The organism is Collinsella aerofaciens (genome assembly GCF_028209625.1).
GTDB classification, from domain to species: domain Bacteria; phylum Actinomycetota; class Coriobacteriia; order Coriobacteriales; family Coriobacteriaceae; genus Collinsella; species Collinsella aerofaciens_AM.
The window spans coordinates 59686-79275 of the sequence record NZ_JAQLDU010000013.1; the positions used below are offsets into that span (position 1 = coordinate 59686).

General features: G+C 64.4%; 21 protein-coding genes and 1 tRNA gene. 6 read left to right on the forward strand and 16 right to left on the reverse strand.

Going from position 1 to position 19590, the window contains the following annotated elements:
- Positions 1 to 25: 25 nt before the first annotated feature.
- The 3 genes from ftsR to PMW70_RS07430 form a co-directional block, all read right to left on the reverse strand.
- Positions 26 to 904: a transcriptional regulator FtsR gene (gene ftsR, locus PMW70_RS07420; protein ID WP_117773499.1), complete on the reverse strand. Its 879-nt coding sequence runs from the start codon at positions 902 to 904 to the stop codon at positions 26 to 28.
- Between the two features lie 3 nt (positions 905 to 907).
- A complete protein-coding gene (locus PMW70_RS07425; RefSeq protein WP_192934514.1) occupies positions 908 to 1342 on the reverse strand; it encodes an FHA domain-containing protein in 435 nt (144 codons plus the stop codon).
- 66 nt (positions 1343 to 1408) lie between these two features.
- Positions 1409 to 2113, reverse strand: a complete 705-nt coding sequence (locus PMW70_RS07430; RefSeq protein ID WP_089573364.1) for a CDP-alcohol phosphatidyltransferase family protein — start codon at positions 2111 to 2113, stop codon at positions 1409 to 1411.
- A 396-nt stretch (positions 2114 to 2509) separates the two neighbouring features.
- Here PMW70_RS07430 and PMW70_RS07435 point away from each other — a divergent pair, with 396 nt between their 5' ends.
- The 6 genes from PMW70_RS07435 to PMW70_RS07460 all read left to right on the forward strand — a co-directional run bounded on the left by PMW70_RS07435 (position 2510) and on the right by PMW70_RS07460 (position 7347).
- A complete protein-coding gene (locus PMW70_RS07435) occupies positions 2510 to 3238 on the forward strand; it encodes a lantibiotic protection ABC transporter ATP-binding protein (RefSeq protein WP_118387912.1) in 729 nt (242 codons plus the stop codon).
- Positions 3239 to 3368: 130 nt separating this feature from the next.
- Positions 3369 to 4004 (forward strand): ABC-2 family transporter permease, encoded by a 636-nt coding sequence (locus PMW70_RS07440; protein ID WP_271744416.1) that lies wholly within the window; start codon positions 3369 to 3371, stop codon positions 4002 to 4004.
- Between the two features lie 5 nt (positions 4005 to 4009).
- Positions 4010 to 4819 carry an ABC-2 family transporter permease gene (locus tag PMW70_RS07445; RefSeq protein ID WP_271744417.1) on the forward strand — a complete coding sequence of 270 codons (810 nt, stop codon included), beginning with the start codon at positions 4010 to 4012 and terminating at the stop codon, positions 4817 to 4819.
- A 111-nt stretch (positions 4820 to 4930) separates the two neighbouring features.
- Positions 4931 to 5215 (forward strand): hypothetical protein, encoded by a 285-nt coding sequence (locus PMW70_RS07450; protein WP_271744418.1) that lies wholly within the window; start codon positions 4931 to 4933, stop codon positions 5213 to 5215.
- Between the two features lie 45 nt (positions 5216 to 5260).
- A complete protein-coding gene (locus PMW70_RS07455; protein ID WP_161154696.1) occupies positions 5261 to 5923 on the forward strand; it encodes a response regulator transcription factor in 663 nt (220 codons plus the stop codon).
- A gap of 26 nt (positions 5924 to 5949) precedes the next feature.
- The gene (locus PMW70_RS07460; protein ID WP_271744420.1) at positions 5950 to 7347 is read left to right on the forward strand and encodes a sensor histidine kinase; all 1398 of its coding nucleotides are present in this window, start codon (positions 5950 to 5952) and stop codon (positions 7345 to 7347) included.
- A 606-nt stretch (positions 7348 to 7953) separates the two neighbouring features.
- Here PMW70_RS07460 and PMW70_RS07465 read toward each other — a convergent pair.
- From PMW70_RS07465 to cmk, 13 genes are all read right to left on the reverse strand, one after another.
- Positions 7954 to 8030 (reverse strand) — tRNA-Pro (locus PMW70_RS07465).
- An 80-nt stretch (positions 8031 to 8110) separates the two neighbouring features.
- Positions 8111 to 9325, reverse strand: coding sequence for a bifunctional phosphopantothenoylcysteine decarboxylase/phosphopantothenate--cysteine ligase CoaBC (gene coaBC, locus PMW70_RS07470; protein WP_233539134.1), 1215 nt, complete (start codon positions 9323 to 9325; stop codon positions 8111 to 8113).
- A 2-nt stretch (positions 9326 to 9327) separates the two neighbouring features.
- On the reverse strand, positions 9328 to 10047 hold the full coding sequence (locus PMW70_RS07475) for a zinc ribbon domain-containing protein (RefSeq protein WP_118270856.1): 720 nt from the start codon (positions 10045 to 10047) through the stop codon (positions 9328 to 9330).
- On the reverse strand, positions 10044 to 10853 hold the full coding sequence (locus PMW70_RS07480; protein WP_118270855.1) for a Nif3-like dinuclear metal center hexameric protein: 810 nt from the start codon (positions 10851 to 10853) through the stop codon (positions 10044 to 10046). Before PMW70_RS07480 ends, PMW70_RS07475 begins: the two co-directional genes overlap by 4 nt.
- A complete protein-coding gene (locus PMW70_RS07485; RefSeq protein ID WP_118270854.1) occupies positions 10850 to 12028 on the reverse strand; it encodes a cysteine desulfurase family protein in 1179 nt (392 codons plus the stop codon). Before PMW70_RS07485 ends, PMW70_RS07480 begins: the two co-directional genes overlap by 4 nt.
- Before the next feature lie 6 nt (positions 12029 to 12034).
- Complete coding sequence (gene rpe, locus PMW70_RS07490) at positions 12035 to 12706, reverse strand: ribulose-phosphate 3-epimerase (RefSeq protein WP_271744423.1); 672 nt, start codon at positions 12704 to 12706, stop codon at positions 12035 to 12037.
- Between the two features lie 18 nt (positions 12707 to 12724).
- Positions 12725 to 13732, reverse strand: a complete 1008-nt coding sequence (locus PMW70_RS07495) for an NAD(P)H-dependent glycerol-3-phosphate dehydrogenase (protein WP_271744424.1) — start codon at positions 13730 to 13732, stop codon at positions 12725 to 12727.
- A gap of 9 nt (positions 13733 to 13741) precedes the next feature.
- Complete coding sequence (gene plsY, locus PMW70_RS07500; RefSeq protein WP_117654760.1) at positions 13742 to 14425, reverse strand: glycerol-3-phosphate 1-O-acyltransferase PlsY; 684 nt, start codon at positions 14423 to 14425, stop codon at positions 13742 to 13744.
- Positions 14418 to 15752 carry a ribosome biogenesis GTPase Der gene (gene der / locus PMW70_RS07505; RefSeq protein WP_271744426.1) on the reverse strand — a complete coding sequence of 445 codons (1335 nt, stop codon included), beginning with the start codon at positions 15750 to 15752 and terminating at the stop codon, positions 14418 to 14420. The genes plsY and der overlap by 8 nt, the downstream gene beginning before the upstream one ends.
- Before the next feature lie 10 nt (positions 15753 to 15762).
- Positions 15763 to 17205: a DUF512 domain-containing protein gene (locus PMW70_RS07510; RefSeq protein WP_117797956.1), complete on the reverse strand. Its 1443-nt coding sequence runs from the start codon at positions 17203 to 17205 to the stop codon at positions 15763 to 15765.
- A 2-nt stretch (positions 17206 to 17207) separates the two neighbouring features.
- The gene (locus PMW70_RS07515) at positions 17208 to 18107 is read right to left on the reverse strand and encodes a 4-hydroxy-3-methylbut-2-enyl diphosphate reductase (RefSeq protein ID WP_117797955.1); all 900 of its coding nucleotides are present in this window, start codon (positions 18105 to 18107) and stop codon (positions 17208 to 17210) included.
- A gap of 2 nt (positions 18108 to 18109) precedes the next feature.
- Entirely contained in the window at positions 18110 to 18838 is a 729-nt protein-coding gene (locus PMW70_RS07520; RefSeq protein WP_117797954.1) for a lysophospholipid acyltransferase family protein, read from the reverse strand.
- A gap of 3 nt (positions 18839 to 18841) precedes the next feature.
- Positions 18842 to 19528, reverse strand: coding sequence for a (d)CMP kinase (gene cmk, locus PMW70_RS07525; RefSeq protein ID WP_271744427.1), 687 nt, complete (start codon positions 19526 to 19528; stop codon positions 18842 to 18844).
- Between the last annotated feature and the right edge of the window lie 62 nt (positions 19529 to 19590).

The following is a 19590-nucleotide window of genomic DNA, read 5'->3' on the forward strand; positions in this document are numbered from 1 at the left end:
TGAGTTGCCGAAATATCAGCAGCGGTTATTTGCCCGCGGTGACGGTGCCGGAGTGCGAAGGGGCGACGACCTTGAGCGGCTTTACGAGAGAATCCTCGTGCGAAGCAGGCGCGGCAGTTTCTTCGTTTTTGGCCTTGGTGGACTCGGAGCGAGCGATTTCCTCATCGAGTGCATCGATGTCGGCGTCCTCGACCACGGCGTTGAGCGACTCAAAAACGCGGTTTTTGAGCAGCGCGGTGTGCACGCCCTCCGTCAGGTCGTGAAGCTTCTTAAACGCACGCTCGAGCTTGGCGTCGCGCTCGTCATCGGAGGTATCCATGCCGAGCATGCTCACGAGCACCTGCTCAAACATCGAGGACTCGCGGTTGGCGGAAGACACGTACTGACGCAGGTTGCGCGGCTCGATATGGAAGCGTGACAGCTCGGAGCAGTAACGGATGATCGGAAAATCGCGACCATCGACGAGCTCACGATTCTGCGGACTCTTGATGATGCGAATAAGGTCGTTCTCGGCGAGCGAGCGGATAAACGAAATCTCGACGCCCAACATATCGGGAATGGTCTCGATGGGATGCAGCTTTTGTTTAGTCTCCTTGGGCTCCGTCTTGAGCGGAACATCGGACAGTAAGCCCACCTCGTAGGCGAGCGTTGACAGGTCCGTAGCGTTTTCCAAGCGCTGCTTAATCACGTTGAGCGGCATGTAGCGGGTCTTCTGCAGGTGCAGAATGACCTCCAGGCGATCAACGTCCTCCTTGGAGTACTGACGGTATCCCTTAGGCGTACGATGAGGGGTAATGAGCCCCTCATCCTCTAGAAATCTAATTTTTGAGTTCGAAAGATCGGGGTATGCGCCTCGAAGAAGGTTGACGACTTGGCCGATACTCAAATAGTTGCGTTCGGCCATGCCCTACTCACCGGTTTCGATGCGCTCCGGCGTGCTCTCGTGGTAGATGAGCGTAAACGTACCGATCTGGACGGATGAACCATCGTGCAGCGGGGCTGCATTGACGATGGCACCGTCGACCCAGGTGCCATTGAGCGAGCCCAAGTCCTCGATGCGAGCCTGGAGCCCCTCACGAATAATGCGCGCGTGGCTGCGCGAAACGGTCATGTCATTGAGGAAGATGCCGTTCGCAGGATCGCGGCCGATGGTGGTCACGTCGTCCTCGAGCTCAAAGGCGGCACCAGTCTGCGGACCCTTGACGATGGACAGAACGGGGGCGGTGATGCGCACGTTGGCCATGAGGTCGGGAACGGTGACGTCGCTTGAAGGCACGCGGAATACGCAGGTAGCGTCAGCAGTCTTATCATTCTGAGGCATATTGTTAACCATGTTGTCCATGACAACCCCTAACTTATCGCGGACGTGCCGCAAATAATGAACCGTACGTAATCATACCCCAACGAATCAGTCTTCGATTTCAGGGTTCAGAAAGTCGATGTCCTCGTCCTCGGGATGCGCGAGAGCCTGTTTAATGGCCACTCCGCCCTTAATGGAATAGATGACAGCCGTGAGCATGGAGAAGATCACGCCGCCGTACACAAAGAAGATGCCGAGGGGCACCGAGCTTCCGTTGAGGCCCGGGAAGGCCGTAAGGGTTGAAGGTAAAAGATGCAGGCCGTCAATAACGGGGAACCCGAGCAGCATGAGCGAGAAGCCGGTCATGAGCAGTGCAGTGGCAATCTTTCCGGGAAAGACGACATCGATGGGGCGACGGTGATAATGACGAACGATAAGCGTGCCGATGCCCAGATAGATGTCGCGGCCAATAATGAGCACGCAGACCCAGATGGGCAGCTCTCCGCGGACCACCAGCCCAAGTACGCCGGTGAACAGCAGCGCACGGTCGCAGATGGGATCCATGACCTTGCCGAGCCACGAGACCGTCTTGGTCATGCGGGCGATCTGACCGTCCATCCAGTCGGTAGAGGCGGCAACGGCGTAGATAACGATGGCGATGACGCGGTTGTTATCCGTCACAAACAGGTACAGAAATACCAGGGTGAGGATCAGGCGCGTAAAGGTGATGAAATTGGAGATCGTAAAGATCTTATTCGACGGGTAATCGGAAGTGCCGATAAGCTCCTTTTTGATCTTCTTTTTGATGCCCACAGGACTCCCCCGCTGGTTAACGACAAAACTTTCGATACTATACCCGTTCCGGCGATGTCTATCCAGCGTAAGCATAGAGAGTCCAGACATATGGAGGATGCTACTGGGTTGTGCGGGATTCTGCATTTGTGTACATCAGCCTCCAAATATGACATTTTTCGGCATCTTTGATGGCTGATGTACACGTTTTGATTCGGTGATTACATCTATCGGGAAAGTTGTTGCCTTAAGCAAATTAATCATGATGTGCGGGTCGAGAAGGGTTGGCGCCAAAAGAGCCCAACGGCCGTTACGGCTTCGTTAGAAACGCGCCCCACCATGGATGGTGAACCCGAAAGGTAAGGCGCGCGGGCACGGCGACTCGGCCCGCGCGCCCGGAAGAGAAAGGATAAACCCATGGGTTACATGCTCGAGACGCGCGGGCTCACCAAGCGCTTCGGCCGCGGCGACCAGGCGCAGGACGCCGTGGCCGACGTGAGCCTTCATATCCGCGAGGGCGAGGTGTACGGGCTGCTCGGTCCCAACGGCGCCGGCAAGTCGACAACGCTCAAGATGATCTGCGGGATGCTGCGGCCGACGGCCGGGGAGATCCTCTTTGCCGGGCACGCCTGGCGCCGCGAGGACCTCTACGCAATCGGCAGCCTCATCGAGGAGGCGCCGCTCTACCCCAACCTCACCGCGCGCGAGAACCTGCGCGTGCGCACCACGCTGCTGGGCCTTCCCGAGAGCCGCATAGATGAGGTGCTCGCCGCCGTGGACCTCGCGGACACCGGGAAGAAGCGCACCGGGCGCTTCTCGATGGGCATGCGGCAGCGCCTGGGGCTCGCGCTGGCGCTGATCGCCCGGCCACGCCTGCTCGTGCTCGACGAGCCCACCAACGGCCTCGACCCCATCGGCATCGAGGAGCTGCGCGACCAGATCCGCGGCTTCGCGGCGGCGGGTACGACGGTGATCGTCTCGAGCCACATCCTCTCCGAGGTGCAGCAGATGGCGGACACCATCGGCATCATCTGCGGGGGGCGCCTCGCCTACGAGGATGCGCTTCGTCCCGGGCAGGACCTCGAGGAACTCTTCATGAGCTTCTGTCGGGAAGGGCGACGAGCGCGCGGGGAGGTGGCGGCATGACGGGTGAGAAAGGCGGCCTGCTCGCGGCCCTGCGCGCCGAGGCCCTGAAGTCGCGCCACGCGGCACCGGTTCGCCTGGCCGTGCTCATGGCGCTGCCGATGCCGCTGCTCGGCGCGAGGCCTACCGGGGCGTGCAGATCTTCAGCGCATGGAACTACTGGTACGCGCTCTTCCTGCCCGTGTGCCTCTCGCTCGTGGTGGCGTGCGTCGCGCGGGCTGATGCTCGCACGCGGATGCGGGGGCTTCTGGGCCTGGGCTTCCCGCTCGGGCGCGCCTGGTGGGCCAAGGCGCTCTGGTGCCTCGCGCTCTGCACGCTCTCGAACCTCGTGGTTTTCGGCATCTACCTCGCGGGATCGGCGTTCTCCTCGCAGGGCCTCACGGCCGCGGGCACGCTCACGATGCTCCTCTGCGCGCTCGTCAACACGGTGACCGCGGCGTGGATGATCCCCGCAGGGCTCTTCCTCACGGCGCGGCTCGGCATGCTCGCGGGCATCTTCTGCCCGCTCGCCGCGCAACTCGTAGGTGGGTTCGTCTGGTCGTTGGTGCCGCTACCGCAGCTCTTTCCGCCGTCGACGAACATGGTCATCCCCACGAGCTTCATACCCGTGCTGCCGAGCGGCGAGCCGCTCGCGGCGGACATGGCGCTCGGCGGGGCGCTCGCGTCGGACGGCATGCTCACGCTGGCGGGCCTTGCGGTCTGCGCGCTCGCGTTCGCCGCGCTCACGGCGGCGGGCGCGGCCTGGTTCGCGCGCTCCGAGGAGAGGTGATGGCCATGACACGACTCTCCGACCCGATGCCGCGCATGACTCTCTCGCGGGCCCTGCTCTCCGAGGCCCTGCGCCTGGCGCGCTCCCCGCTCGCGGCGGTGCATCTCGTCTGCGGCCTGGCAGCCGGTCTTGCCTGCGGCGAGTACTTCTCCGTAACCCGATGGGACCCGGCGCTGGGCGCGGACGCCTACGCCCAGTTTCTCGGCGCTCTCATGCCGCTCATGTCCGCCATCGTCTGCGGGCTCGCTGTGGACGAGGAGCGCGCTGCCGGGCGCCTCGCCAACCTCACGGCGGTCCCCTCGCGCGGGCGCGCCGTCGCGGCGAAGCTGCTCGCCCTTGCGGCGCTCGGCGCGGGCGCGCTGGCCGTGGCGCTCGGCGTGTTCGGGGCCGTGCTCGCCGTCGCCGGGCGCCTGCCGCTCGGGCCCACTCCGCTTTCGGCCGCCTGGGCGGGCATCGTGCTGGGCAGCCTGCCCCTCTACGCGCTGGGGCTCGGCGTGGCCCTGCGCCTCGGCCGCAACGCCGTCATCGGCGCCGGCGCGGCGGGGATGCTCCTCGCGTTCTTCTCGGTGGGCGGACTTGCGCACGGTCTCATGACCGGCGAGCTCACCGGTGCCCTGGCGACGCCCCTGAGCTGGGTGCCGCTCGCCTGGCCCGCGCGCTTGGGGTCGCTCGGGGTGGAGGCCTTCATCGACGCCGTACGCGCGGCGGGCCCACTCCTCACGACTGCGCTCGCTGGCCTCGTGCTCACCCTGGCAGCCGCCGCCGTCCTTCTCGCCTGGTTCTGCCGCTTCGAGGACGGGAGGGCAGATGCGTAGGAGGCCGCTCGCCGCCGTGCTCGCCCTCCTCTCCGCAGCGCTCGTCCTGGGCAGGAATGCCCTGCTCGACGCCGGCTGGGGGGGTCGGCGCTGCGCTCGATCGCCGACCGCGTGCTGCCCAACCTTGAGATCGCCATGTGGGCGCCCGCGCTCGGGCCCGGCAGCCACGCGAGCTCCTACGCCGACGCCACCGGGGCGGGGGCGAACTACGTCTACCTGGTGGACGCGGCGAACGACAGGGGCAATGTCCGAGAGCTCCAGCTCATCTTCTTCGGGCGGGAGTCGGACGGCGAGGGCTGGCTCGGAATCGAGGCGCGCGGCGGCTCGGGCGTGCGCGACCGCGCGTGCGAAGCGGCTGAGGCGCCCGCAGCTGCGCGCGGGGCTCTGGACCGCTGAATGCGGCGCTAGTACAATTCCGACGAGAGTTTCAGGAGGTCTAACATGGCGAGGATACTGGCAGTGGATGATGAACGGGCGATCCTCGACGCTCTCGCGCGCGTCCTCGGCCGCGACGGCCATGAGGTCGTCAGGGAGGCGGACCCGACGGCGGTCCCGGGGATGGACCTCTCGCGCTTCGACCTCGTGCTCTGCGACGTCATGATGCCGGGGCTCGATGGCTTCGAGCTCGTGCGGCAGATCCGCCCGGACTTCGACGGGCCCATCGTCTTCCTGACCGCTCGCGTGGCCGAGGAGGATGCTGTGGCCGGCTACGGCCTGGGCGCCGACGACTACGTCCGCAAGCCCTTCGGGGCCGCGGAGCTGCGCGCCAAGGTCGCGGCCCATCTACGCCGTGAGCGCCGGCCGCGCTCGCACGCCCTCTCCTTCGGGGAGGTGCGGATCGACCTCGGGGCGCGCGGCCTCGCTGTGGGTGGCGAGGCCGTGCCGCTCACGCCCACCGAGTACGCCATCTGCGAGTACCTCGCTCGTCACCCCGGGCAGGTCATGAGCCGCGCGCAGATACGCGAGGCGGTGCTCGGCTGGGAGAGCGACGCCGACGATGCGGCCATATCCATGCAGGTCAGCCGCGCCCGGAGGAAACTCTCCGAGGCCGGCGCCGATCCGATCGCGACCGTCTGGGGGATGGGGTACAAGTGGCAGCTCTGAAGATCGGAGCGCGAGGTCGCGGGGGCATGCCGCTCTCCTTCGTCATCGCGCGCTACTTCGCCTACGCGTTCGCGGCGGTCGCCACGGCGTGGCTCGTCTCGTTCATGGTGCTCTCCGCGGCGATCAATGTGGGCTTCGTCTACGAGGCAAGCTGGGGGCCGGCCAATGCACGCGAGGTCGCGGAGGGCCTGGCACGCGACGGCGTCTGCGGGCAGCAGGACGTGCCGACGGCGTACCGCTACCTCATCCTGAACAAGGACGGATACGTGCTGATGACAGACCTCGAGGGCACGCGGCTCGAGGACGCGACGGAAATGGCCCGTACGGCACTCGCCGCTGATCCGGGCACAGTGGAGATCGAGGGCGGGGGCTCGGGCCTCACCTACGCCGCGTTCCCGCTCAAGGACGGCGGGGCATGCGCGCTTGTCAGCGAGTACCTGCCGCAGTGGGTCTCGCGCGATCTCGCCGGCCTGCTTCCCAACCCGCAGAACCTCATGCTCGTCGGCGTCGCGGCGGGAAGCGCGCTCGCGCTCGCGCTCGTGGCGCGCCGCGCGAGCCGCGTGATCTCGCGCAAGATGGCGCCGCTCGCGGAGGCGGCGGGGCGCGTCGGCGCGGGGGAGCTCGACTTCGCGGTCGGCAGCACCAACGTGCGCGAGGTGAACGACGTCCTCGCCGCGATGGACGCCATGCGGGCCTCCCTCGCCGAGTCGCTCGAGGCCCGCTGGGCCGCGGAGCGGGGGCAGCGCGAGCAGGTGGCGTCGCTCGCCCACGATCTCAAGACGCCGCTCACCGTGCTGCGCGCCAACGCCGACTTCGTGGCGGAGGAGCTGGAAGACGAGAAAGACGCCGACCTCGCGGCCGCCGCGCGCGACATAGCCGGCAGTGTCGAAAGGCTCGACGGCTACGTGCGCCTGCTCATCGAGGCCTCGCGCGGGTCCGGCGGGGCGGAGAGGGCCCCCATGCGGCCGGCCGAGCTCTGCGAACAGGTCCTCGCCGAGGCCGCCCAGATCGCCCGGGCGCGAGGCGTGACGCTCAACGCGGCCACGGGCCCCGCTGTCGCGGGCGCGCCCGAGGCCCCACTCGACCGAACCGCCCTGGCGCGAGCCGCCGCGAACCTTGTGGTCAACGCCGCCGAGCACGCGCGCTCGCGCGTGGCGGTCTCCTGCGACGTCGCGGGCGGACACCTCGTCATCGAGGTGTCCGACGACGGACCGGGCTTCTCTCCCGCCGCCCTCGAACGCGGCTGCGAGCGCCTCTTCACAGACGACTCCTCCCGCTCCTCACGCGACGGAGGCCGCCACTACGGGCTCGGCCTCCACGTCGCCTCCGAGGCCGCGAGCGCCCACGGGGGCTCCGTCTCGCTCGCCAACAGCCCCTCGGGCGGCGCGGTGGCCACCATCGCGGTCCCCCTCTGCGGGGCCTGACGACTTCCTCGTTGTCTACCTCGACTGCGATATGTCGCTCGCCGAGGCCGCGACGAGATGGTGTTGCGTCTGCTCCGCTTGGTGCTTCTAGCTCAAATTTGATCTGATGTAAGGCCCGTGCAATCCTGCATGGGCCGTTCTTTTGGCAATTGCTCGACCGATTCGTGGCTTGAAACACAAATTATCGAGTTAAGGAGACATGGGGTCACACAGCGGCTCTCAGAGCGCCCGCCGCACTCCCCCGCCATTACCCTGCGGCGTCCTCGTATAGAGCCCATCCTGCTTGGCGTTTCGTTGCAACTGCCAACTTGTCCACCGATCAAGTGAACTACTGGAATAAATACAGCGACACGCTTGTCCGTTATAGTCGCTATATCTGTGTTAATCGCCGCGATAAATACAGCCTGTACTCGGCTGCATACCAGCTACGCGTATGTAGATTCATATCGCGTTAATAAATCGGCTCAAGCGCGTGCAAAACGCGCAAGTAGCCGCAAAAGGCGATTATCGCGTAGGTAGATTTTTGGCACCCTGTTGCTTACTGAAAATTAAGCAATTGCTTAAAACAAAAAAGGTCAGGCACTAAGTGCCTGACCTGCAAACTTCTGGTCGGGACGACTGGATTCGAACCAGCGACCCCTTGACCCCCAGTCAAGTGCGCTACCAAGCTGCGCCACGTCCCGAAGCTTTTGTTTGTTGCTCTGCTTTCGCTCGCAACAGGGAGTATATTAACCCGAAACTTTGTCCTTGTGCAAGAACTTTTTTACAAATTTTGAAGCAAGTCCAAAATTGTATCTGCGAGCTGGGGTTTTGTTAGTACGGGTAGTTCTTGCGTACCCGCTATGCTCACGATCCAAGCCTTGTTGGTGTCGGTTCCAAAGCCCGAATCGGCGCGTGAGACATCGTTGGCGATAATGGCATCGCAGCCTTTGCGGGTCAATTTGCGCTCGGCGTACTCGACGACGTTATCAGTCTCGGCTGCAAAGCCGATTACGAGGCGATCGCCCTTTTGGCGTGAAAGTTCGGCCAAGATGTCAACGGTCTCGACGAGCTCGATTCGATCCAGGCGCTCGTTGGCCTTTTTGAGCTTATGGTCCGCTGGGGCCGCCGGCGTGTAGTCGGCGACGGCGGCGGCGCAAATGGCCGCGTCGGCCGTCTGGAAGGCGCTCAGCGCTGCCTTGAGCATTTCTGAGGCGGTCTGTACGTGCACGCACTCCACACCGCGGGGAACGTCGAGCGATGTCGGTCCCAGCACGAGCGTGACGGCGGCACCGCGACGTGCGGCCTCCCCCGCCAGGGCGATACCCATCTTGCCCGAAGAACGGTTGCCAATGAATCGCACCGGGTCGATCGGCTCGTGCGTGGGGCCGGCGGTGATGACGATGCGCTTGCCCGTCAGGTCTTGCGGCACGGGGTTGAGCACCTCACAGACAGCCTCGACGATGTCCTCGGGCTCGCTCATGCGCCCCGTGTCCACGTCGCCGCAGGCAAGGTAGCCGCTGCCGGGTCCCACCACATGGACACCGTGCTCGCGCAGCGTGGCCATGTTGGCCTGCGTTGCCGGCGCCTTCCACATGCCGTTGTTCATAGCGGGTGCGATCACGATGGGTCGCGGCGTTGCCAGCAGCGTGGTGGAGATGAGGTCATCGGCGATGCCGTTGGCCATCTTGGCGATAATATTGGCCGTCGCGGGCGCCACGACCACCAGATCGGGCTCCTGCGCCAGCGAAATGTGGTGGATGGGGTCGGAGGGATCGTCGAACAAGCCCACGGCGACCGGCTCATTGGTGAGCGCGCGGAAGGTGAGCGGGCCCACGAACTCGGTGGCATGCTCGCTCATAACGACCTTCACGCGGGCGCCGCGCTTTTGCAGCAGGCGCACGATATTGCACGACTTATAGGCGGCGATCCCGCCGGTAATGCCCAGCAGGATCGTTTTTCCCTCAAGTTGCATTGAATTGTTGGGTGCCGCCGTCATCGTTAGGCTTCCTTGCTGGGGAGCACGAGCAGGCGGTGGCAGTACGGGCAGTGCGTAATCTCACTGCCGTCGTGGTTGAGGTCGCTCATGGACGACGCCTGCAGCGCGGTGTGGCAGACCGTGGGGATATTGCCCTTGATGGTCTCGACGGCCAGGCCGCGGAACTGCTTGAGCAGACGCTCGTAATCGGTGAGCACGTCGGTCGGCAGCATGGCGGCAAGCGCGATGCGCTCCTTGGTGGCGGCATCGATCTGAGCCTGCAGATCGGCAGCCTTGGCGCGGGCGGCCTTGGTATCGGCCTTCACGCCCTCCTCGAACTTGGCGATGATGGCCTGCGCGCGAGCCTCGCGGTCGAGCGCCTCCTTGTGGGCGACGACGACGTCCTTGCGGGTGTGCTCGATCTTGTCCAGACGCTTGGCCAGGGTGGCGAGCTCGTTCTCTAGGTCCTGAACCTCGCGGTAGTCGGAGCCGTCGACATGGCGCTTCTTGGCGGCCTCGATGGCGTTGTTGGTCTGAATCTCGGTGGTGTTGAGATCGTCGAGCTCAATGTCCAGATCCTTGCGCTGGGCGTAGAGCTTGGTCATCTCGGACTTGAGCTTCACATAGGTCTTGCGCTTTGAAGCGAGCTCCTTGAGCTCCGGCATATTGGCAAGTTCGCTCTTGTTGCGGGCGAGCTCCAAATCGATCTGTTGCAGCTTGAGTAGCGTAGCGCCGGCGCTCATAAGTTCTCTCCTTTTGTCACAGTCCACCATTGGCAAGGGTTCAGTATTTTAATCGCATGACGGGGGTTGACCCCGGCGTCAACTGCAGAGTTCATCAATATATCAACGAACGGTTCCTCGGAGCGGTCGTGACCGAGCAAGATCACCGGCAGCCCGCGCAAGGCAAGGTCTTGCGCCACGTGGTAGCCCGCCTCGCCCGTCACGACAACATCTGCGCCCGCGGCGATAGCAAGCTCTCCAAAGTCGCCCAGGGAGCCGCCCAAAATGGCGACGGTTCGGCACGGGTGCTCGGCTTCACCCCATACGCGCGGGTTGCTGCCGAAGGCCGTGGCAGCACGGGCGGCAAGATCGCGCAGCGTGCACGGGTCGTTGAGCGTTGCAAGCGCGCCCAGGCCGGTGGTCTCGGGGTCGTCCACGTGCTCCAGTGAGCACACGGGTGCGGCACCCAGCAGCTCGCTCAGGCAGATGCGGGCTTCGTGCGAGCGGTCCAGGTTGGTGTGGAGCGAGATAATGCTCACCCCGCAGCGGGCAGCTTCGTAGAGGGCCGCGCTGCACTGGGGTCGTGTGGCATCCGCCGGGCAAAAGGCCTCGGGTGCCTTGATGTATATGGGATGATGCGTCAGCAGCACGTTGGCGCTTGCTTCTTGGGCGCGGCGAACATTAGCCTCGGTCGCATCGAGTGCGCAGGCAACGCCGGCGATCTCCGCGGCCGGATCGCCAACGGAGAGTCCTACGTGATCCCAGCCCTCGGCGTCCGCCTTGGGATAGCGTGCCAGCAGCGCGCGCTCAAGCTCGGCGACGATCATGCGGCGCCTACGATCGAGAGTAGCGTCTGGGCAAATTCGTCCAGATCGCCCGGATTCACGCGGTCATCAAAGGAAATGCGCAGTGCGCCCAATGCCTGCTCGCGACCGATGCCCATCGCGCTCAAAACGTGGCTGGGGTCCATACTGCCGCTCGAGCATGCCGAGCCTGCCGATACCTCAAAGCCGGCAGCGTCGAGCTTGATGATGAGCTCCTCGGAGTCCATGCCGTCAATGTAGATCGATACCATGCCGGGCAGACGGTCGGCATGCGCATAGTCGCCCATCGTGGCGTGAATGCGCGGATGGGCCGTAAGCGTGGCGTAGAGCTTGTCGGAAAGGGCTTGCAGCTTCTCGCGTTCCTCGGCCACATGGGGCGTCAGCGTGCGGGCGGCAGCGGCAAAGGCGAGCTGCGTGCGCAGGTCCTGCGTGCCGGCACGTCGTCCGGCTTCCTGTCCACCGCCAAAGATTCGGGGGCGCAGCGGCGTGCGGTTCTTAAGGTAGAGCGCGCCGGATGCCACAGGGCCGCCGATCTTATGCGCGGCAACGGACATGGCATCGACGCCCAGCTCGGTGACATCGAGCGGAATATGCAGATAGCCCTGGATGGCATCGGTGTGGAAAAGGGCGCCCACGGTATGCGCGGCCGCGGCAAGCTCGCGGATGGGCTGCACCACGCCAGTCTCGTTGTTGGCAACCATGATGCTCACGAGCGCCACGTCGTCGCCTAGTAGCTCGACAAGCGCGGCAGGCTCAATGTAGCCCGCGCGGCAAGGCGTCGCCAGGTCGACGGTAAAACCGGCGGCACGCAGCAGCGGCAGGTTGTCCAGAATCGAATCGTGCTCGATGGCAGATACGATCACGCGGTTACGCTTGCGATCGCGCTGACGGGCGCCCTCGGCAAGACCGAGCAGCGCCAGCTGGTTTGCCTCGGTGCCGCCGTTGGTCAGGATTATCTCTGATGGGCGGAGGCGCGCGCCAAAGCTGCGGGCAATCTCTCGACGCGCCACTTCCAGGCGTGCAGCGGCCTTGCGGCCGAGCGAATGCAGCGAGTTGGGGTTGACGCCGGCAAGCTCGCTGTCGTCGTACTCGCGCTGCGCAAGGAGCGCCTCGGCGCGCATGGGCGTCGAGGCGGCATAGTCAAGATTAACGGGTATGCGGTTTTGACCTGCGGTCATAAGGGTTTATGCCTCCTGTGCGGCCTCGTTGCCCAGCTTCTGCAGCAGCGCAACCTCGGCAGCGGGATCTTCGGACTTAAATACGGCGGAGCCGGCCACGAGCACGTTGGCACCGGCCTTGACGACCTCGGCGATGTTTTTGGAAGAGATGCCGCCGTCGACCTCGATCATGGGCGACACGCCGTGGCGCTCGCACATGGCTTTGAGCTCGTGGAGCTTGGCGATGGTGCCCGGGATAAAGCTCTGGCCGCCAAAGCCGGGGTTCACGCTCATCAGCAGCACCATATCGACGACGTCGATGATGCTCTCGAGCACGCACACGGGGGTGGCGGGGTTGAGCACCACACCGGCCTTGACGCCGCGCTGCTGAAGATGCGTGAGCGTGCGGTGCAGGTGCGTGGAGGCCTCATAGTGCACGGTGATCATGTCGGCACCGGCGTCGGCGTACCAATCGACCGTCTCATCGGGGTTCGATACCATGAGGTGCGCGTCGACCGGCACGTCGGTGGAGCGCTTGACGGCCTTGAGGATGTCAACGCCAAAGGTGAGGTTGCCGGTAAAGTGACCGTCCATAACGTCGAAGTGCACGTAGTCGGCACCGGCGATCTTGTCGAGCTCGCCCCTGAGGTTGGCCATGTCGGCCGAAAGGACGGACGGAGCGATTTTAATGGAACCCATGGTAGAAGCCTTTCTGCGCTAGTCGGTGAGTCCGTAGAACTCTTGAGAAGGGACGCGATCTGTGAGAATCTCGAGCGCCCTATCCAAAGTAACACCGTTGTAGAGCGTTTGCTCCACGGCAAAGGTGAGCGGAATGTCTACGCCCAGTGAACGGGCAAGCTCGCTGACGCTGCGGGCCGCGACGGCGCCCTCGACCACCATATGCGTGCGCGTCTGATACTCGTCGAGCGAGATGCCGTGGGCAAACTCGTAGCCAAAGGTGCGGTTGCGCGAATGCTCGGAGGTGCAGGTGGCAATGAGGTCACCCATGCCGGCAAGACCCATGCAGGTCATGGCTTGACCGCCGCGGGCGTGCACCAGACGGCTGATCTCGGCCAGGCCGCGCGTCATGATAAGGGCAAGCGTGTTGTCGCCCGCACCAGAACCGGCGGAAATGCCGCACACGATGGCGATGACGTTTTTCATGGCGCCGCAAACCTCGACGCCGGTCATGTCCTGCGACAGGTAGATGCGGAAGGCCGTGGATAGGAGCAGCTTCTTAAAGGACTCCCCTACCTGCGAATCTTCACTGGCGATGACGGCGGCAGAAAGCCCGCCGCGGCAGATCTCCTCGGCATGGTTTGGGCCCGAGAGCGCCGCGACACGCGACTCGTTGCCGATCTCACTGGCGATGACCTCGCTCATAAGCAGGCCGGACTCGGGCTCGATGCCCTTGGTGAGGCAGAGCACCGGGGTGTCAGCGGCGATGAAGGGCGCTGCCTGATGACATACGCTGCGCAGGTGTGTGGAGGGCACGGCAAAGATGATGGCGTCGGCGGCGTCGAGCGCTTGCGCCAGGTCCGTCGTGGCGACGACGTTGCCGGGCAGCTCGTAGTCAACCAGATACCGGGGGTTGCAGTGCTCGCCATTGATGCCGGCGGCCGTCTGCTCGCTGTGGGCCCACATGGTCACGCGCTCGGCTCGCGCGGCGGCAAGACCGGCGACGGCGGTTCCCCAGGAGCCGGAGCCAATCAGCGCAACATTCATGACTCTCTCCTACTTATCGTCGGGCTCGGTGACGCGCTTGGTAAACGAGAGCTTGGACTCCTTACCCGTCATGAGCTTTTGGATATTCGCGCGATGGGCCCACACCACGGTGATGCCGATCATCGCCATGCAGAACTTGAGGCCCAGGCTGCTGTACGGAAAGACCGCGCAAGCAGCGATAGGAAGTCCGATGGCTGCGGCAAGCGAACCCACCGACACATACTTGGTGATGGCAACGGCTACGATAAACATGCCCAGCAGCGACAGGCCAATAGGCCAGTACCAGGCGAGGATGACGCCCAGACCAACTGCGATACCCTTGCCGCCGTGGAAGTTGAGATAGGGCGAGAAGATATGGCCCCACACGGCTGCCAGGCAAATGACACCGAGCATCCAGTCGCCGGGGGCTCCGGGCGCCATGATGCTTACGGGGAAGCCATAGCCCACGCCCGCGATGAGCGGACGGGCGATAAGGACGCAGATGGCGCCCTTAAGGCAGTCGAGCAGCAGCGTGAGCGCGGCCACCTTGGGGCCGGCCACGCGCAGCGCGTTGGTGGTGCCGATGTTGCCGGAACCCGCCTTGCGAATGTCCGTGTGGTTGAACACGCGGCCCAGGATCAGGCCAAACGGAATCGCTCCGATAAAGAACGAGACCACGGCGCAGATGGCGGTCAGCAGAATCGGATTATGCATCCTTTTGTTCCTTCTTCCTAAAGAAGAGTCGAATGGGCGTGCCGGCAAAATCGAAAGTCGAGCGCATGCGGTTCTCCACGTAGCGCTGGTAGGTGTCGTTGACCAGGTCGCTGTGGTTGACGAAGAACGTGAACGTCGGCGGGTTGATGCCCGTCTGAGTCACGTAGTGCATGCGCAGGCGGCGCTTGCCGTCCACCACGGTGTGGCCGAACTCGCGCAGGTCGGTGAGGAAGGTGTTGAGGCGCGAGGTGGTGATCTTTTGCGAGCGCGTCTTTTCGGCTGCATCGACCATTGCCCAGATCTTCTCGACGCTGCGGCCGGTCAGGGCAGAGATGCGCAGGTACTGGGCCCAGGGAGCCATGACGCCCAGACGGCGGTCGACGGTCTCCATGCAGGCCTCGCGCTTGCGGTCGTCGTCGAGCAGGTCCCACTTGTTGAGCAGCACGACGATGGCGCAGCCGCGCTCGATGGCCAAGCCCATGACCTTCTGGTCCTGCTCGGTAACGCCCACGGAGGCGTCGACGACGAGCAGCGCCACGTCGGCGCGATCGATGGCGCGCAGGCCGCGGACCATGGAGTAGTACTCGATATTCTCGTACACGGTGCTCTTCTTGCGAATACCAGCGGTGTCAACCATGCGGTAGTGCTTGCCGTTGCGCTCGACGACCGTGTCGATGGCGTCGCGCGTGGTGCCGGCGATGTTCGAGACGATGGAGCGGTCGGCGCCCAGGATGCGGTTGAACAGCGACGACTTGCCGGCATTGGGGCGGCCGATGATGGCGACGTTCAGGGCGTCGGGGAACTCATCGGCGACCTCGTCCTCTTCCTCCGGAAGCAGGGCCACGATATCGTCGAGCAGGTCGCCCGTGCCGTGGCCATGCAGGGCCGAGAGGGGCGTGGGCTCACCGACGCCGAGCGAATAGAACTCCCAGATGCTGTCGTTTTCGCGATCGGGGTTGTCGAGCTTGTTCACCAGCAGAAAGACCGGCTTGTCGCAGCGCTTGAGCATGCGGGCGACCGACTCGTCCTCCTCGGTGACGCCGGTGCGGCCATCGACTACAAACAGGATGACTGCGGCTTCCTCGGCGGCGGCGATCGCCTGGTCGCGGATGGACGTGGCAAAGACGTCGTCGCTCTTGAGCGGCTCGATGCCGCCCGTGTCGACGATGGTGAACTCGCGGCCGTTCCAATCGGCCGTGTGATACGAGCGGTCGCGCGTGACGCCGCGGGACTCGTGGACGATGGCGTCCGAGGTCTGGGCCAGGCGGTTAACGAGCGTGGACTTGCCCACGTTGGGGCGTCCGACGACGGCGACGATAGGTTTCATCTGCTCTCCTTTAATGGGTAGGGTCAGTGGAAATGTTAGAGTCCGCGGACACAATGCCAAGGATATGCTCCAGGGTATCGAGCAACTCATGCGGCATGGTCGACACCACATGAACCTCGGCACCGCGACTGGTAAGGCTTGCGAGTAAATCGTCACGATGATACTCGTCAAGCGTCATGCCGTCAGCGTTGAACATGAGCTTAGGCACAAAGAGCATAACCCCCGACAGGTCTTGTGGCAGCTGCTCCAAGATGTCGCAGGCGACGATGAGGCCGGTCACGTCCACGTTGCCGCCAAAGTAGCGGTTTTTGATGGCTGTGACGGTGCCGGCGAGGCCGTGCGGCGATTCCACAAAGCGGGCCACGGTGTCGCGCGCGCTGGCGCCCGAGAGGCACAGCAGGTGCTGGCTGCGGGCGGCGATGGCCTCGCGGACGCGGGCCAGACGCTCGGCGTCGGCGGCAAGCACGTCGTCGGTCTCGTCCAGATACGAGCGGATCATGCCAATGCCGTCGTAGTACTGCGGGTAACCGTCGTAAAAGTCCGCCTCGGGAGGATCGATGCCGGCGTCCAGATAGAACTCGTCGCTCATCTGGAAGGTGTGGCGGCCAAAGCGCTCGTAGGCTCGATCCTGGAAAGGCCGGATCATGGCAATGGTCTCGCGAGCCAGCTCGGGCTTGTCGCTGTAGGACCAGCTAAAGCGGTTCTGATGCTTGGTAAAACCGAGCGGCACAATGCCCAGGCTTGTGATTTGCTCGTGCTCCTCGCAAAAGCGCAGGGTCTTTTCCAGCTCCTCGCCGTCGTTCATGCCGGGGCACAACACGATCTGCGCGTGAATCTCGATGCCGGCGGCCATGATGGCTTCGAGTACGTCCATGCCGCGCTGGGCGTTGCGGCCCATCATGCGGCGGCGGACGTCGGGGCTTACGGCATGGACCGACACGTTCATAGGGCTCATGTTGCGTTGGATGACGTTTTGAACATCATCGTCGGTGAGGTTCGTGAGCGTGACAAAGTTGCCCTGTAAAAAGCTTAGGCGATAGTCGTCGTCGCGAATGTAGAGCGTGGAACGGCCGCCCTTGGGCAGCATGGTCATAAAGCAGAACACGCAGGCGTTCACGCAGGTGCGCATGCCGTCAAAGATGGGGCCGTCGAACTCCAGCCCCCAGTCCTCTCCCGGGAAGCGGTCGAGCTCGACGGAGGTGACGGTGTTGTCGCGTGGGTCGAAAACCTCGAGGTCGACGGTATCATCGTCGGCCTCCCAGAGCCACACGATCATGTCGGTGAGCTGCTCGCCGTTGACCGTGAGCACGCGCATGCCCGGCTCGATACCCACATCCCACGCGGGCGATTCGGGACGCACGTTCTTTACGAGCGCGCCTTCACCCGGCTCGGGGTCGCGGCTGCGCCCGTAATCGGCCACCTCGGCGGCATATGCGGGTACGGTCTGGTCCATGATTAGCGGCAAAGCTCCTTGATGCGCGTTACGGCGCGCTCGATGTGTTCTTGCGGGGTGGAAGCGCCGGCGGTGATGCCGATGTGGTGAGCGCCGGTTAACCACTCGGCCTGGAGCTCGGAAGCTTCCTCGATGTGATACGTGCGCTCGCAGGCGTCGGCGCAAATCTGTGCCAGGCGGCGGGTGTTGCCCGAGTTCTTGCCGCCCACCACGACCATGCAGTCGCAGCGGTTGGCAAGCGTGGCTGCCGCCTGTTGACGCTCGCTCGTGGCGGCGCAGATGGTGTTGATCACACGAAGCTCTTGTACGCGCGGGGTGATAGCGGCCACGACCTCGGCGAGGTTCTGCGCGGTCTGGGTGGTCTGTACAACCAGGCCCACCTTGCCCTTGAGCGGCAGGGCATCGGCGTCGGCGGCACAGCTCACGACCTGCGCGTCATTGCCGGCGTGGCCCAGAATACCCTCGACCTCGGGATGGCCCGGCTCGCCCACGACGATCACGTGGTAGCCCTCGTGCACCAGGCGCTCGGCCGCCACATGGACCTTCTTCACGTAGGGGCAGGTGGCATCGACCACGTTGAGGCCGCGCTTGCGGGCAGCATCGATGACCTGCGGTACCACGCCGTGGGCGCGGATGATCATGGTGCCGGTTGCGGCGTCGTCCAAGGTGTCGGCCAGACCGACGCCTGCCTCGGCGAGCTCGCGCACCACGATGGGGTTATGGATGAGCGGACCCAGCGTGTGGACCTGAGCGCTCTCCCCTGCCTGCGGCGCGGCGGCCAATGCCATGTCGAGCGCGCGCTGCACGCCGTAGCAGGTGCCGGCGTGAGCTGCAATCTCGATGGTGGGCACGGTGGCTTGGTCGGACGCAGTCGCGGCGGTGTTCGTCACGTTCTCGCTCATGGCTAGAACCTGCCAGGATGCTCGGCGCACAGCTCGTCGCGCATGGCGTATACGCGGCTCATAGCCTCGGACTCAAACCAGGCCAAGCGCTCCGTACGCTTAAGCCCGGCCGGTGCATCGGAAAGCGAGACGGCTTTGCCGGCACGAATCCAGCACTTCTTGGGACGCATGAGCTTTTTGCCCGCAGGCGTGATGTCGGACCAGCCGCAGATGGCGAGCGGGTTGACGGGTGCCTTGCCCATCTGGGCGATGAGCGCAAAGCCGCCGTGGACCTCGGGTTTAATCTCGCGCGAGCGGATGCGCGTGCCCTCGGGGAAGATCAGAACGTCCTCGCCGCGCTGCAGCGCATGCTGGGCGGCACGCAAACACTTCATGTCGGCGGTACCGCGCTCGACGGGAATGCCACCTACGCGGCTAAAGGCCCAGCGTACGATCTTGCTCTTGGCAAACTCGGACTTAAAAATGGGGCGAATGCGGCGGCCACCAAAGAACAGCGCCGTCTCGACAGCCAGGAGCTCGGCCATCGAGGTGTGGTTGCAGATGACCACGCTGCCGCGGCTTTCCTGGCGCTCAAACAGCAGGTCGGCGTCCTCGACCTTCCAGCGCCACATGAGCTTGGAGAAGGCCCAAAGGATTGCCATGACCACGACGACGGTGCCGCGGATGAGCGCGGGGAACTCGGCATACGGGGCGTTGTAATAGTCCTCGGGCGTCTGTTTAAACAGGCGCATGGGCTACCTCCTTTGGTTGATGAGGCCCTCGATGATCGAGACGACCTCGTCGATGGTGTGGGCGGTGGAGTCGACATGTACCGCGTCCTCGGCGGGCACGAGCGGCGCGACCTCGCGGCTGCTGTCAAGCTTGTCGCGCTGCTTAAGGGCGTCGAGAGTCTCGTCGACCTCGGCCTCGAGCTGCTCGGCAGTAAGCGGCTGGGCGTCGTTTTGGTGACGCTGCAGCACGCGGCGGCGGGCGCGCTCGCGCGGGTCGGCGGTCAGGAAGACCTTGACCTGCGCGTTAGGGAACACGACGGTTCCGATGTCGCGACCCTCGGCCACGATATCGCGGTCCTCGGCGGCACGGCGCTGATGGATGAGCATGGCGGCGCGCACGCCCGGATAGGCCGAGACCTTGGACACGTTGGCGTCGACCTGGGGGGTGCGGATGGCGGCCGAAGCGTCCTGGCCGTCAATGGTCAGGCGCGTATCCTCGCCGGTGCCGTTGGTAAAGCGAATCTCGATCTGCTCGGCGAGGGCGTCGATGGCCGCCTCGTCGTCCAGGTCGATGCCGCGGTCGAGCGCGGCGAACGTGACGGCGCGATACATGGCGCCCGTGTCGAGCTTGTTAAAGCCCAGCTGGCGGGCGATCTCCTTGGCGATGGTGGATTTGCCGGAACCGGCGGGGCCGTCGATGGCGACGATCATGCAATGCTTCCTTTCGATGGTTGACGTGCTGGTATGGTTCGGGGCGCTGGGGCGCGGCGGGT

Coding starts and splice junctions, on each gene's coding strand:
- PMW70_RS07515 (WP_117797955.1), bottom strand. CDS start 18,107: ATGAGCGAGAACGTGACGAACACCGCCGCGACTGCGTCCGACCAAGCC.
- PMW70_RS07480 (WP_118270855.1), bottom strand. CDS start 10,853: ATGATCGTCGCCGAGCTTGAGCGCGCGCTGCTGGCACGCTATCCCAAG.
- PMW70_RS07510 (WP_117797956.1), bottom strand. CDS start 17,205: ATGGACCAGACCGTACCCGCATATGCCGCCGAGGTGGCCGATTACGGG.
- coaBC (WP_233539134.1), bottom strand. CDS start 9,325: ATGACGGCGGCACCCAACAATTCAATGCAACTTGAGGGAAAAACGATC.
- PMW70_RS07435 (WP_118387912.1), top strand. CDS start 2,510: ATGGGTTACATGCTCGAGACGCGCGGGCTCACCAAGCGCTTCGGCCGC.
- PMW70_RS07455 (WP_161154696.1), top strand. CDS start 5,261: ATGGCGAGGATACTGGCAGTGGATGATGAACGGGCGATCCTCGACGCT.
- PMW70_RS07425 (WP_192934514.1), bottom strand. CDS start 1,342: ATGGACAACATGGTTAACAATATGCCTCAGAATGATAAGACTGCTGAC.
- PMW70_RS07475 (WP_118270856.1), bottom strand. CDS start 10,047: ATGAGCGCCGGCGCTACGCTACTCAAGCTGCAACAGATCGATTTGGAG.
- plsY (WP_117654760.1), bottom strand. CDS start 14,425: ATGCATAATCCGATTCTGCTGACCGCCATCTGCGCCGTGGTCTCGTTC.
- ftsR (WP_117773499.1), bottom strand. CDS start 904: ATGGCCGAACGCAACTATTTGAGTATCGGCCAAGTCGTCAACCTTCTT.
- der (WP_271744426.1), bottom strand. CDS start 15,752: ATGAAACCTATCGTCGCCGTCGTCGGACGCCCCAACGTGGGCAAGTCC.
- PMW70_RS07485 (WP_118270854.1), bottom strand. CDS start 12,028: ATGACCGCAGGTCAAAACCGCATACCCGTTAATCTTGACTATGCCGCC.
- cmk (WP_271744427.1), bottom strand. CDS start 19,528: ATGATCGTCGCCATCGACGGCCCCGCCGGTTCCGGCAAATCCACCATC.
- PMW70_RS07495 (WP_271744424.1), bottom strand. CDS start 13,732: ATGAATGTTGCGCTGATTGGCTCCGGCTCCTGGGGAACCGCCGTCGCC.
- PMW70_RS07460 (WP_271744420.1), top strand. CDS start 5,950: ATGCCGCTCTCCTTCGTCATCGCGCGCTACTTCGCCTACGCGTTCGCG.
- PMW70_RS07520 (WP_117797954.1), bottom strand. CDS start 18,838: ATGCGCCTGTTTAAACAGACGCCCGAGGACTATTACAACGCCCCGTAT.
- PMW70_RS07445 (WP_271744417.1), top strand. CDS start 4,010: ATGACACGACTCTCCGACCCGATGCCGCGCATGACTCTCTCGCGGGCC.
- rpe (WP_271744423.1), bottom strand. CDS start 12,706: ATGGGTTCCATTAAAATCGCTCCGTCCGTCCTTTCGGCCGACATGGCC.